Source organism: Lonsdalea britannica (assembly GCF_003515985.1).
GTDB classification, from domain to species: Bacteria; Pseudomonadota; Gammaproteobacteria; order Enterobacterales; family Enterobacteriaceae; genus Lonsdalea; species Lonsdalea britannica.
In genome coordinates this window covers 2,983,262-2,997,307 of record NZ_CP023009.1, presented here as the reverse complement: position 1 = coordinate 2,997,307, position 14,046 = coordinate 2,983,262, and the positions used below count along the sequence as shown (strand labels likewise).

The window sequence follows — 14,046 nt, the reverse complement described above, 5'->3', positions numbered from 1 at the left end:
CCAATGACGCTGCAGGAAAGAGTTCGCACTTGATAATGGGAATCACTGAATGGCGAAAACCGTCACTTTATGAAGTCACGGCAGGCTACGTGTTAAAAATAGCAAAGTCTGATACAAACGCTTAACTTTCGACCGATAGGACAAAAAACCCGGCAACGTGCGCCGGGTCTGTGAGAGAGGGATGAGCGAACCGGCGCTGGCACGCCGGTCGAAACGTTACTGTTCGAGTGCGGACAGATCGATGTAGGAAGACAGTTCGCGTTGTTCCGGACGCGGCAGATACGGCAGCTCGCCCAGCTGCGGCGCCGGGATTTTCCTGCGCAGCGCGTTGATGACTTCGGCATAGTTCGCCAGACCGGGATTGATACGGTTGGCGACCCATCCAACCAGCGGTAGTCCGTCGTTGAGAATCGCCTGCGACGTCAGCAGCGCATGGTTGATACATCCCAGCTGAATACCAACCACCATGACGACCGGCAACTGCTCTTGTATGACCCAGTCTGAGTAAGTGCGCATATCATTCATCAGCGTGCGCCACCCGCCGCTGCCTTCGACCACCACGGCGTCCGCCATCGCGGAGATCTGCTGAAGTCCTTCCGTCATGGCGCAATAATTGATGGTCAGCTCGCTGGCGCTAATCTCGTCTTCCGGCAACGCGACCGGATTGATTTGATCATACGGAAGAGAAAGGCTCGAAGCCTCCTGCAGGATCATCGCATCTTTGTTACGCAGCCCTTCCGGCGTTTCGATACACCCTTTGCCGATAGGCTTATAGCCCACCACTGTTTTGCCAGACTTCGCCAGCGCCTGCAATAACGCTTTTGATACCACCGTTTTACCAATGGCCGTATCCGTGCCTGTAATGAAAATACGTTTTAACATGAAGATACCACTCCGGAAGGAACCACCAGGGAAATAAATAAAAATGTAAAATCTAATGTCGAAGTCAAAAGTCTAGGCGATAGCCAGCGCAGCCAGCTTGCGTTAGCTCAATATTTTGCTTTTCAGGAGGGCGAACAAACGAATAGATGCGGATTTTACGATCAGCCTTGCAACAATTTTACCAACAGAGATCCGTTGTATAGCGCATCCTTGACCAGGGCGGCGCCGGGCATGGTGCCCTGATTGTAAAACTCGGTGGCGACCACTTGTAGATTATGACTGTATGCGGGAAGCGACTGTTGGTGGATACACGCCATAATCGCCGGATAGAGAATATCCGCGGCGTGATTCAACGGCGACCCCACCAGAATTTTATCCGGATTGAACAGATTGACCATAATCGCCACGATTCGACCCACGTTATGCCCGACATCCACAATAATATCATTCGCAAGCGGATCACCCCGCAGCGCAGCGTCGCACAAGGCTTCCGCTGTGAGCGGTACGCCGTGCAGCATCGAACTCATGGATTGGGATAGCCGCTGCTGAGCCAACTCCAAAATACTCTCGATACTGGCGACCGTCTCCAGACAGCCATGATTGCCGCAGTAGCAGCGTTTACCATAAGGATCGACCTGAGTGTGGCCGATTTCTATCAGATTACGGCTTCCCGCATGTAGGATCTTTCCGCCGGTAATCACCCCCGCGCCCACGTTGTGATCGATAACAATTTGAATCACATTCTGGTAACCCCGCGATGCGCCAAACAACGCTTCCGCCATCGTCCAGGCGCAAATGTCATGCTGCAAATAGACGGGCACGCCAATGCGCTCAGACAAGGCGGGGCCGATCGCCATTTCATGGATATCAAAGAACGGCATACGGTGAATTACGCCGGTGATCGCATCGACGATCCCCGGAGAGGTAATGGCAATAGCCGTTAACCTTTCTAACTGCCGTTGATGACGAATAAAGAATGCATCCACTTCGTGCAGAATGCGGGACAGTAACGGCGTGGGATCCTGGTTGGGCAACGGCAGGATTTCCTCCGTCACCAGCGCGCTGCTGAGGTCACGCAAAGCCAGCGTCATCGTGTGACGACTGATTCGAACCGCCAGATAGTGCCACCCCTCCGTTTCCAGCATCAGACCAACGGCGGGACGCCCCCGGCTGCCGACATCGGGAAATTCGGTTTCATGAACCAGATGCGCTTCCATCAGTTCGCGGACAATTTTGGTGATACTGGCAGGGGCGAGTTGGGCTTTTTTAGAGAGTTCGATGCGGGAAATGGGGCCGAGTTTGTCGATTAGGCGATAGACGGCCCCTGCATTCATCTGCTTAATTTGGTCGATGTGTCCGGGCTGACCGCTGGCAATCACGCTGAAGCGACTCCTGATTTATCATGCGATGTTGTTATTTTTTACACTGCAAAATAAAAAACTGCGGCCATGGTGTCGCTTTTCATAAAAGCCGTCAACTATTTGATTCGTTATGTGATTTGCCGCACATATTTGAGCCGGAGTGGTTCAACATCAGCGAAATCAGCGTCTGTGCAGCCGTGGTGATCGGCCGACGCTGATGCGTCACCAGCCACATCTCGCTGATGGCGTCTTCCTCCTGTAGCGAGAGATATTTGACGCCATCGACCTTGATACGTCTGAATGAGGCGGGCAACAGAGACACCCCAAGTCCGGAGGACACCAAACCCACAATGGTCATCGCCTCTCCCACTTCCTGCGTGATATAGGGTTTTACGCCATAGTTTTTCAGCAGGGTCAGCACTTCGTCATACATCGCCGTTCCCACTTCACGGGCAAAAAATACGAAAGGCTCCTGCGCGAGCTGACGAACGCTGATGCAGCCGTCCGGCGCCATCGCCAGCGGATGTTCCTGATGAACGACGGCCACCAGGGGTTCATGCAGCAATACCTGATGACGCAGCGCGTCGGGCAACGGGTTGTTACGCATCACGCCGATATCCAGCTTGCCGCTCAGCAGCGGTTCGATTTGCTGCTTGGTATTGATCTCCACCATCTGGATGTGAACTTCCGGGAACGACTGGCGAAACTGCAACAGGCTGCGGGAAACGGACTTCACAAACGGCGCCGACGAGGTGAAGCCGATATTTAACTCGCCGATTTCTCCGCGCTGAATGCGTGCGGCGCGATCGGCAGCCTGATTCAGCTGGTTGATAATAGCCCAGGCTTCTTTAAGAAACTGCGCCCCGGCGGGCGTGAGCCGAACCGTACGATTGTTTCGGTCCAGCAGCCGAGCTCCGACCTGCTCTTCCAGTATCTGAATTTGCTGACTTAGCGGCGGTTGAGAGATACGCAGTTTTTCGGCGGCGCGTCCAAAATGCAGCTCTTCCGCAACGGCGATGAAATAACGCAGGTGACGCAGCTCTATATTCATATTTTAAAAGTATCATTCATGATGATTAATATATTATACAAAAGAATCTCGCAGTTCTATGATCCCGGCTCCGTTTACCCTATTGCCCTCTTATCCAGATAAGGATCGATTGTGAGTACCCCGCTGTCTTCACAAGGAATGTCTTCGACCATCACTGATGATGCAGACCCTCTTCCTAAAAGCACCCCTTCGATTTACAAAACACCTTATATTAAACGCGGCACCCCGGCCTTTATGCGGGTCACCTTGGCGCTCTTCTCCGCCGGTCTCGCCACCTTCGCCCTGTTGTACTGCGTTCAGCCTATCCTCCCCATACTTTCTCAAGATTTCGGCATCTCGCCCGCGACCAGTAGCCTTTCGCTGTCCGTATCAACCGTCACTTTGGCCGTCGGACTGCTCTTTACCGGTCCCATCTCCGACAGCGTCGGACGCAAGAACGTCATGGTGGTGTCTTTACTGCTAGCCGCTGTCTGTACGCTGGTTTGCAGCTTTATGTCCACTTGGCAAAGCGTGCTGATCATGCGTGCGCTGCTGGGGCTGTCGCTGAGCGGGGTCGCTGCCGTGGCCATGAGCTACCTGAGCGAGGAGATTCATCCCAGCGTCATCGCCTTTTCCATGGGGCTGTATATCAGCGGGAACTCCATCGGCGGCATGAGCGGACGTCTGATTACCGGGGTGCTGACGGATTTCTTTCCCTGGCGCGTCGCTATTTTCGTGTTGGGGATCGTGGCCTTGTTCGCCGCGCTGGCTTTCTGGCGTATGCTGCCTGAATCGCGCCATTTTCGCGCCGGTTCGCTGAAGCCGAAAACGCTATGGATTAATGCGCGCCTGCACTGGCGTGACGCGGGTTTGCCCCTGTTGTTCGTTGAAGGGTTTCTGCTGATGGGGTCCTTCGTTACCCTGTTCAACTACATCGGATACCGTCTGCTGGGCGCGCCCTATTACATGAATCAGGCTGTCGTCGCTCTGCTGTCTGTCGTCTATTTGACCGGCAGCTACAGCTCGCCGCGCGCGGGCGCCATGACGGCAAAATATGGCCGTGGCCGGGTCCTGGCTGGTTCGGTCTTACTGATGTTGTCCGGCCTGATATTAACGCTGTTCTCACCGCTAGTGCTGGTGTTTGCAGGCATGATGCTGTTCGCGGCGGGCTTCTTCGCCTCGCATTCGGTGGCGAGCAGTTGGATCGGCCAACGCGCGCATCGCGCCAAAGGTCAGGCGTCGTCGATGTACCTGTTCTTCTACTATCTCGGCTCCAGCCTGGCAGGCACCACCGGCGGTTTCTTCTGGTACCAGTTCGGTTGGCCGGGCGTCGTGGGATTCCTGGGGGCACTCCTGCTGCTGGCGTTCTATATCAGCTTCCGTTTAAAAGCCCTGCAACGATAACCCCATCACCGCCCTCCCCTGATGAGCCGACAAGTCAACACCGTTGTCTCATCAGGGGAGTTAGTTTATAACTTATTGCATGTTGTAACTAATAAGGGTTTTTATGGCGGCTTACGATTTGATCGAGCGGATGAATCAGACCTTCATCGAACTGGAGAAGGCATTGGGGAACATGGAGCAGCGATTTGCACAGCTTCCACTCATTGGCGCTCGCGTCTTTACTCTCCCCGAGATAGAGAAAGGCCGAGAGCACGATCCCATCACCCAGATCGAGGTTACGCCTTCAGAAGGCGAAGCCGCACGCCACCTGGCTTTGCAACACTTTCAGCGGCTGTTCATTCATCACTATGCGGAGAACATCAGCAGCAAAGCTGCGATTCGTCTGCCTGGCGCCCTCTGCTTTTCCGTTGATGAGGCACAATTTCTCGAGGCGGAGCAGCATATTAAACATATCAATATGCTGAAAAAAACGCTGGAATACATCGTCACCGTCGAGTCTGGACTCGAACCCGAACAGCGCTTCGACTTCGTGCATACGCATCTGCGCGGGCTGATCACGCTAAGTGCCTACCGCACGATCCCGATGATCGTCAATCCGGCCTCAGTCCGTTTCGGCTGGGCCAATAAAAACATCATTAAGAAAGTCACGCGCGACGACATGCTGAAAAAGCTGGAGAAAAGTCTACAGGCGGGCAGATCGCTGGCGCCTTACAGCAAGGAACAATGGGCATCGCTGTTGGAACAAGAAATATCAGATGTAAAACGCCTGCCGGAGCAGGCGTTGCTGAAGATTAAACGACCGGTGAAAGTTCAGCCGATTGCGCGGGTCTGGTACCAGGAGCAGCAGAAACAGGTGCAATACCCCTGCCCTTCGCCGCTGATTGTCCTCTGTCGTCAGACTGACGGCGCACCGTCACCGGTGCTGGGAGAGCTCAATGATTACGATGCCGACAGCATCAAACATAAGCACAAACCTAAAGCGCATCCACTGCGGCTGCTCATCCCCCGCCTTCACCTATATACCGACGACGGCGCTTAGCGTTTCAGGCTGCCGACCATCTCTTCCGGGCGAACCCATTCATCAAACTGCTCGGACGTTAGGTAGCCCAGTTTCAAGGCAGAGGCTTTCAACGTCAGCCCTTCTTTGTGCGCTTTCTTGGCGATTTCAGCGGATTTATCGTAGCCAATATGCGGATTCAACGCGGTCACCAGCATCAGAGAATCGTTTAGCAGCTGTTCGATACGCGGGCGATTCGGTTCAATACCGACGGCGCAGTGTTCATTGAAGCTCTTGATGCCGTCCGCCAGCAACCGTACCGACTGTAGGAAGTTATGAATAATCATCGGGCGATAGACGTTCAGCTCGAAATTGCCGGAAGCGCCGCCAATATTCACCGCGACATCATTGCCCAGGACCTGACAGCACAGCATTGTCATCGCTTCGCACTGCGTCGGATTCACCTTGCCCGGCATGATGGAGCTTCCCGGTTCATTCTCAGGAATACTCAATTCGCCGATGCCACAACGCGGTCCAGATGCCAGCCAGCGCACGTCGTTGGCGATTTTCATTAAGGATGCCGCCAACCCTTTAAGCGCGCCGTGTCCCTGCACCAGCGCATCGCAGGTGCCCAACGCTTCAAACTTGCTGGGCGCGGTGACGAAAGGCAGACCGGTCAAAGACGCCAACTCCGCCGCGACCCGTACCGCATATTCCGGATGTGTGTTCAGGCCCGTACCCACCGCAGTTCCCCCCAGCGCTAGCTCGGATAAGTGAGGAATGGTGTGTTCGATATGTCGCTGACTGTGCTCCAACATCGCTGACCAACCGGAGATCTCCTGCCCCAGCGTCAGCGGCGTCGCATCCTGCAAATGGGTACGACCAATCTTCACCACGTCGTGATACTGCACCGCTTTGGTCGACAGCGTCTGCTGCAGCGTTTTCAGTTCGGGGAGAAGGTGCTCCAGCACCGCGGTCACAGCGGCCACGTGCATCGCCGTCGGGAAAACGTCATTGGAGCTTTGACTCTTATTCACATCGTCATTGGGATGAACCAAACGTTCGTTGCCGCGGCCTCCCCCCAACAGTTCGCTGGCGCGGTTCGCCAGTACTTCGTTCATATTCATATTGCTCTGGGTACCGGAACCGGTCTGCCAGATAGCCAGCGGGAACTCATTGGGGTGTTGTCCCGCGAGTACCTCATTCGCCGCCTTGATGATCGCGTCGCCGCGATCCTTCGGCAATAATCCCAGATCGAGATTCACTTTCGCCGCTGCACGCTTAGTCTGAGCAAGCGCATGGATCAGCGCCTGGGGCATTTTCTCTTCTGAAATGCGAAAATGTTCCAGAGAGCGCTGGGTCTGCGCTCCCCACAGCCTGTTAGCGGGCACATCAACCGGTCCCATAGAGTCTTTCTCAACACGTATATCGGACATGACCTATCTCCTTAGAAGATGCGTTTATTTTCGGATAATTGAGGTACTTGACGTTATGGTATCGTCGCGGATAAAGCATTACCATGATGGGTATCGAGGTTCTGGATCATCACCCGTCCCCTCTGTCTTTAACCCTTAATTCACTACGTGAAATCATCAATAACACTAGGATCCCGTTATGCAGAAATTGCTTAACCGTGTTCAGCATTATGCCTGGGGCAGCCCGAGCGCATTGACCGAGCTGTACGGCATGGAAAATCCCGATAATCGTCCGATGGCGGAGCTGTGGATGGGGGCGCACCCCAGCAGCAGCTCTCAGTTGGTGGACAATCAGGGGCAGCAGGTCAGCCTGCGGGATATCATTACTGCCGACCCGGCGCGGTATCTGGGCCAACGCATCGCCCAGCGTTTCGGCGAGCTGCCGTTCCTGTTTAAAGTGTTATGCGCCGATCAGCCGTTGTCCATTCAGGTGCATCCCAGCAAAAGCGCCGCCGAAGAAGGGTTCGCCAAAGAAAACGCCGCGGGGATTCCCGTCAGCGCGGCGGAGCGCAACTATAAAGATGCCAATCACAAACCCGAGCTGGTCTTCGCGCTCACACCGTTCAGCGCCATTAACGGCTTCCGCAGACTGGAAGAGATCGCCGAGCTGTTACAACCGCTGGCAAGCGCGCATCCGTCTATCGCCGCGTTTTTACAGCAGCCGGATCGCAAAAGCCTGTCGAGACTGTTCGCCAACCTTCTCGAGATGAGCGGAGAGCAGAAAGACACCGCGATCGCGACCCTAAAAGCCGCGCTTAACAGCCGTGACGGCGAACCCTGGGCGACGATTCGCAACATCACCCGATTCTACCCGGACGACAATGGGCTGTTCTCTCCGCTCCTCATGAACGTCGTGACGTTACAGCCGGGAGAAGCGATGTTCCTGACGGCGGAAACCCCGCACGCCTACCTGAATGGCGTCGCGCTGGAAGTGATGGCGAATTCAGACAACGTGCTGCGCGCGGGTCTGACGCCGAAATACATCGATATTCCTGAACTGCTGGCTAACGTGCAGTTCGAGCCCAAACCGGCTGAAACGCTGTTGACTAAGCCCGTCGTCGGCGAGCAGACGCTGACCTTCTCCGTACCGGTTGACGATTTTGCCTTCTCCCTGCACGATCTCTCCGCACAGCCTCAGGTGCTGACTCAGGAGAGCGCTGCTATTCTTTTCTGCGTCAGCGGAGAAGCCACCGTGGAAAAAGCGCAACAGCGGATTACTCTGCAACCGGGAGAGTCCTGCTTTATCGGCGCTGATGAATCTCCCGTGCAAATTCACGGTACGGGTCGCATTGCCCGCGTTTATAACTAGACTTTAAACAGCATGATGCTGACGCCCCGATGAGGGGCGGTACTACACAAGATAAAAAAGGATACAAGCGTGACGAAAAAAACAGTCGTGGCCGCAGGGGTCATCGTTGCTCTAGGCGTAGTTTGGACAGGAGCTTCCTGGTTTACTGGCAAACAGGTCGAAAAGCATATTGGTGAATTCACAGATAACATCAACAGCCAGTTAAAAACCAACTATCCTAACGCCGGACTGAAGGTCAGCTATCGAGATTATCAGCGTGGTCTGTTCAGCAGTCACCTGACGTATGTGCTTCAGTCCGACGGCACCGCCAGCGACCATCAGGTGCTGGACAAGAATCAGGAAGTCGTCTTTAAAGAAACGCTGTATCACGGACCGTTCCCGCTGTCTCAGCTCAAACATCTGAATCTGATCCCGTCGATGGCGTCCGTGCACAGCGAACTGGTGAAAACCGACGCCGTCGCACCGCTGTTCGAACTGACGAAAGACGTGCCGTTTATCAATGCGGAAACACGCGTCACCTACAGTGGCGATACTCACTCCGATATTCGCCTGGCGGCGATTGATTTCCAAAACCCGGAACAGAAACTGAATTTCAGCGGCTCAGACCTGAAGCTGTTCGTCGCACGCGACCTGAGCCAGGCCCACATTTCGGGTAACATCGCCAATCTGGCGACCGAGAAGAAAAACCAGCTGGGTCAGAATGAAGTGCTGACGTTACAGGATCTGGCGCTGGACTCCACCTCTCGTAAAAGCAAGTTCGACATCAATGTCGGTGATGCCAACATCACCCTGAAAAAACTGACGCTGAACGTCGAAAATGAAAATGGGCTAACCATCAATGATGTGAACGTCTCCAGCGAGAACAACGCGGACGACGTCAATTTGTCCGGCAAATTGGGTATTGACGTTGCCTCTGTAGTCTTGCGTGACCAGAACCTGGGTGCGGTGAATCTGAAGGCCAGCTTCGCCGGTGTCGATGGCCACGGATTGAAGCAATTCTCCGACGCCTACCGCGCCAAATTCCAGGCGCTGATGTCCAGTCCGGAACCGATCACCACCGACGAGTACCAACAGCAGATGGCGATGGTCGTGCTGCATAACCTGCCTCAGCTGTTGAAAGGCAATCCGCAGATCCACATCGCGCCGATAACCTGGAAAAACGCCAAAGGACAGAGCGACTTCAATCTGGCCCTGGACTTGACCGATCCGTTGCAGAAAGATCACAACGCCATCACCGGCGTATCCGATGAAGAGGCGCTGATCCGTCAGTCCATCAAAAATGTAGACCTGAAACTCAACCTGCCGCTGAACATGTTGACGGAGCTGTTCGTCCAGACCGGTCCGAAAGTCGAAAATGACAACGACAACGACAAAAAGCAGATTGAAGCCATGGCCCGCCAGCAGGCGCAGCTGATTGCCGGTGTCGGCCAGATGAGCCAACTGACGGTCACCAAAGACAATGCGATCACCAGTTCGCTGCAGTATGCCGACGGCACGGTGACCTTCAACGGTCGCAAATTAACGCTGGCGGAATTTATCGCTCCCTACATTTCCGTTCCTGCACAGGACGCGCCACAAGCCGTCCCTGCGCCTGCGCCTCAGGCTCAGTAATCGATGCACTTTGCAGGCACCTTTCGGGTGCCTGCCCTTTAGCAACGCGCCTCCTGCTTCCTGCTGATTAACGCCCCAACACCCCTCTTTATGGTTTCCCGCGCTTCCGATTCAGTAACCGTTGGACATGAAGTTTTCTGTGAATGAATGGCAATTTGACCGGATTTATTCTTATACTAACGGCTATTTACTGACTTACTGATTTCGTTAATAAAGAGTAAAACATGATTGATCCGCACATCCCCCTAACAGATATCCACCGCCACCTGGATGGTAATATCCGCCCTCAGACCATTCTTGAGTTGGGGCGCCAGTTCAATATCGCTCTGCCGGGGCAGGATCTGGAGTCGCTGCGTCCTCATGTGCAGATCGTCGATAACGAACCAGACCTGCTCAGCTTCCTGAAGAAGCTGGATTGGGGTGTCAACGTTTTGGGTTCTTTGGACGCATGTCGGCGCGTCGCCTACGAAAACGTCGAGGATGCGATTCGCGCCGGACTGGACTACGCCGAGCTGCGTTTCTCCCCCTACTACATGGCTCAGGCTTATCAGCTTCCGCTGGAAGGCGTGGTGGAAGCGGTCATCGACGGCATTCACGCCGGTTGCCGCGACAATGATGACAAGGTCATGATCCGCCTCATGGGGATTATGAGCCGGACGTTCGGGACTCAGGCCTGCCAGCAGGAACTGAGTTCTCTCCTCGCGCACAAAGACAGTATCACCGCGTTGGATTTGGCAGGCGATGAACTGGGGTATCCCGGCGAACTGTTTACCGACCACTTCCGCCAGGCGCGTGATGCCGGCTGGCATATCAGCGTACACGCTGGTGAAGCCGCAGGTGCGGAAAGCATCTGGCAGGCGATCAATCAACTGGGCGCGGAGCGCATCGGCCACGGCGTTGCGGCCATTGTCGATCGTAAGCTGATGGAGTACATGGCTGAACACCAGATTGGCGTGGAGTCCTGCCTGACGTCCAATATTCAGACCAGCACCGTCCACTCTCTGCTCGCCCACCCGCTGGTACATTTCCTGCGCCACGGTATGCTGGCGACGATCAACACCGACGACCCGGCCGTACAGGGGATCGAAATCGAGCACGAGTACACTGTCGCCGCGCCGCAGGCGGGATTGACGCAGGAAGATATTCATCAGGCTCAGGAAAACGGCCTGACCGTCGCCTTCATCGGCGAAGAGGAAAAAGCGCTGTTACGTCAGAAAGCGAAAAATCGCGCGGCGTAATGTTATCTCCCCGCCGCTCATTACAGGCCGGATAGGTCGTGATGGGGGGCGGAGGCGATCTTTCAGCTGTGCCCTATCCTCTGTTTCCTGTCCCCACGCTCCCGTTTTCACCACGCGTTATCCCCTTCTTACAGCGCAGACTAAAACCTGCAAAAAATAGTGCTGTTGGCAGATGAACTGAAAGAATTGCTTCGCGCTGGCGACCATCGATAGAGAAAGATAATGGCTATTTTTTTCTATTTTGATGAACGTATAGCGACGAGACAAATGACATTGAACCCGATGTTTCACGCTTTCCGCGGGAGCCCTTAAATCTTTTAGGCAGTAACTGACGTCCTCCCATCACGTGATCTCAGGCTTTATTCACGGTGCTGGAGCACGATACCGCGCAGTGCGAAAACAGCCTATCGCAAACGCTCTGAATGAAATAACGCCATGAGTTCTCACTCATGGCGTCGTCTCTTCATGATGAGAGCGCGTGATTACTCTTCGGAGCTATCAGCCTCTAACGGGCGTTTGGCATAACGCTGAGCCAGAGTGGCGCACACCATCAGCTGTATCTGGTGGAAGATCATCAGAGGAAGCACCATGGCCCCCACCGCCGCCGCGGGAAACAGGACATTCGCCATCGGAATGCCGTTAGCGAGACTTTTCTTAGAACCGCAGAACACGATAGTGACCTCGTCTGCCTTCGAGAAGCCCAGCTTGCGCGCAGCCATAGTGGTGCACATCAGCACAATCCCCAACAGGACGAACGAACACACCACGATAGATAGCAGAGACCAGCCGTTGATCTGGTGCCAAATACCCTGAACGACCGCCTCGCTGAATGCGACGTAAACCACCAGCAGAATCGATGACCGGTCAGTAATATTAACCAGCTTACGGTGGCGCTGCACCCAGTTTGCGATGAGTGGTCGCGACAAATGACCCAGAACGAATGGCACCATTAGTTGGAGAACGATCGACCCAATCGCATGCAGCGTATCCGTCTGTCCGCCTTGCGTGTGCATCAGCAGTCCAACCAGAATCGGCGACAGAAAGACCCCCAAAATACTGGATGCCGATGCGCTACAAATCGCCGCGGCCACATTCCCTCGCGCCATTGACGTGAAAGCGATGGCGGACTGAACCGTTGCAGGTAAGGCGCAAAGATAGAGAAATCCAAGATAGACGGTCGGCGTGAGTATCTCTGGAACCAAAACGGACATGGCCAACCCTAGCAAAGGGAACAGCACAAACGTGCTGGCGAAGACCACCAAATGCAGACGCCAGTGGCTGATGCCAGCCGCGATAGCTTCTCGAGACAATTTTGCGCCATGCATGAAGAACAGCAGTGCGATGGCCGCGGTCGTCAGGTATTCAAAGAACACCTTCACTTCACCTTCACAGGGAAAAAACGAAGCGGTAATGACCACCAGAACCAGAACTAACAGAAATTTATCAATTTTTAACCGTTGCAACCATCCCATAACGAAACGACACCCTCTCTATAAACAATACAGGCGATCATGAGATCGCCTGTGAGATAGAGAGTTAATATGTGGAATAAATACCCACAACGCTAGCTATTTTTTAACGTCACCGCGGATTTTTTCTGATTAGAAATGAGTCCGAGTTCAATCAACTCCATCACTTTAATCGCCTGAGTGACCGGAACCGGATTCTCACCCTGACCATTCAACGCATCACGCACGGCGGCATAGTAGGCCGTGTAATTACCGGGGATCGTCGTCACCGCTTCCTCCACGGTCGCGCCTTCCCGATTCATCGTCAGCACGCCATCGCGTTCATCGTGCCCCCACAGAGTATCGTCATCCGGCAAGTGTCCCGCCTTGAGTTTCGTCTCCTGAGGGTCGATGCCATATTTCACGTAACTGCCGTGGCAGCCGTGAACGATATAACGCGCGGTCTCAGCAACGGCCAGCAACGTCCCGTGCAACACAACGCGGCGCTGCGGATAAATCAACGTGGCATGGAAGTAGTCGGCGGATTTCCCTCCCGGACGCAGCTGCGCAAGGTCCGCATGGATGGCGACCGGCGCGCCGAACAGCTGTAACGCCTGATCGATAAGGTGAGGCCCCAGGTCATACCAAATACCGCTGCCCTCACTGCCGTCTTCACGCCAACGTTCACGAATTTCGGGACGATAGCGATCCATATGGGATTCCATATACACCACGTCGCCCAGTACGCCGGTTTGCACCAAATGTTTGAGGGTCAGGAAATCGCTGTCCCAACGGCGGTTGTGAAAGACGGAAAGCACTTTGCCCATATGGACGGCAACCTGATGCAGCTCGAAAGCCTGAGACAACGTGACCGTGAACGGTTTATCCACTACGACATGCTTTCCAGCTTCCAGCGCGCGTTTAGCCAGCGGGAAATGCGTATCGTTAGGCGTGGGGATCACGATGAGATCGATTTCGGGGTCGTCAAACAACACTTCAGGTTTCTCGGCTACCCGCACAGACGGCCAATCTGCATGCACGTTTTCTGGATGTCGACTCGACACCGCCACCAGCGTCATTCCAGGCGTCGCAGCAATCAGCGGCGCGTGAAACGTCTTGCTCGCATAGCCATACCCCAACAATCCGACACGAATGGTATCTGCCATAAATCATTCCCCTAGCCTGTGCGACAGGCTTTCCCGTTGTGATGGAGCGCCCAGTATATCACCGCGAGCTTTCCAGATTTATCGGATAACGTCATCAAAATGCCGTGCTCACCCTGACGCTTCTC

At 54.5% G+C, this 14,046-nt stretch carries 11 protein-coding genes; 5 read left to right on the top strand and 6 right to left on the bottom strand.

Features of this window, described 5'->3' with window-relative positions:
- Positions 1-216 precede the first annotated feature (216 nt).
- The 3 genes from bioD to CKQ53_RS13800 all read right to left on the bottom strand — a co-directional run bounded on the left by bioD (position 217) and on the right by CKQ53_RS13800 (position 3,294).
- Positions 217-882 carry a dethiobiotin synthase gene (bioD, locus tag CKQ53_RS13810; RefSeq protein WP_118895103.1) on the bottom strand — a complete coding sequence of 222 codons (666 nt, stop codon included), beginning with the start codon at positions 880-882 and terminating at the stop codon, positions 217-219.
- Positions 883-1,043: 161 nt separating this feature from the next.
- Complete coding sequence (mlc, locus tag CKQ53_RS13805) at positions 1,044-2,261, bottom strand: sugar metabolism global transcriptional regulator Mlc (RefSeq protein WP_118895101.1); 1,218 nt, start codon at positions 2,259-2,261, stop codon at positions 1,044-1,046.
- A gap of 94 nt (positions 2,262-2,355) precedes the next feature.
- Positions 2,356-3,294, bottom strand: coding sequence for a LysR family transcriptional regulator (locus CKQ53_RS13800; protein ID WP_085652888.1), 939 nt, complete (start codon positions 3,292-3,294; stop codon positions 2,356-2,358).
- 138 nt (positions 3,295-3,432) lie between these two features.
- Here CKQ53_RS13800 and CKQ53_RS13795 point away from each other — a divergent pair, with 138 nt between their 5' ends.
- Positions 3,433-4,677, top strand: coding sequence for an MFS transporter (locus CKQ53_RS13795; RefSeq protein ID WP_085652887.1), 1,245 nt, complete (start codon positions 3,433-3,435; stop codon positions 4,675-4,677).
- 103 nt (positions 4,678-4,780) lie between these two features.
- Entirely contained in the window at positions 4,781-5,716 is a 936-nt protein-coding gene (tus, locus tag CKQ53_RS13790; protein ID WP_118895099.1) for a DNA replication terminus site-binding protein, read from the top strand.
- On the opposite strand, the gene fumC is transcribed toward tus, so the two are convergent.
- Entirely contained in the window at positions 5,713-7,110 is a 1,398-nt protein-coding gene (gene fumC, locus CKQ53_RS13785; protein ID WP_094118729.1) for a class II fumarate hydratase, read from the bottom strand. The genes tus and fumC overlap by 4 nt on opposite strands.
- Positions 7,111-7,288: 178 nt before the next feature.
- On the opposite strand from fumC, the gene manA reads away from it, so the two are divergent.
- The 3 genes from manA to add all read left to right on the top strand — a co-directional run bounded on the left by manA (position 7,289) and on the right by add (position 11,307).
- Entirely contained in the window at positions 7,289-8,458 is a 1,170-nt protein-coding gene (gene manA, locus CKQ53_RS13780; RefSeq protein ID WP_094118728.1) for a mannose-6-phosphate isomerase, read from the top strand.
- 69 nt (positions 8,459-8,527) lie between these two features.
- On the top strand, positions 8,528-10,069 hold the full coding sequence (locus CKQ53_RS13775) for a YdgA family protein (RefSeq protein ID WP_085652883.1): 1,542 nt from the start codon (positions 8,528-8,530) through the stop codon (positions 10,067-10,069).
- Between the two features lie 224 nt (positions 10,070-10,293).
- The gene (add, locus tag CKQ53_RS13770) at positions 10,294-11,307 is read left to right on the top strand and encodes an adenosine deaminase (protein WP_085652882.1); all 1,014 of its coding nucleotides are present in this window, start codon (positions 10,294-10,296) and stop codon (positions 11,305-11,307) included.
- A gap of 482 nt (positions 11,308-11,789) precedes the next feature.
- Here the strand turns inward: add and CKQ53_RS13765 are convergent, their stop codons facing one another.
- Together CKQ53_RS13765 and CKQ53_RS13760 are read right to left on the bottom strand one after the other, a co-directional pair.
- On the bottom strand, positions 11,790-12,779 hold the full coding sequence (locus CKQ53_RS13765; RefSeq protein WP_094118727.1) for a bile acid:sodium symporter family protein: 990 nt from the start codon (positions 12,777-12,779) through the stop codon (positions 11,790-11,792).
- A gap of 92 nt (positions 12,780-12,871) precedes the next feature.
- On the bottom strand, positions 12,872-13,921 hold the full coding sequence (locus CKQ53_RS13760; RefSeq protein WP_085652880.1) for an oxidoreductase: 1,050 nt from the start codon (positions 13,919-13,921) through the stop codon (positions 12,872-12,874).
- Positions 13,922-14,046: the final 125 nt, after the last annotated feature.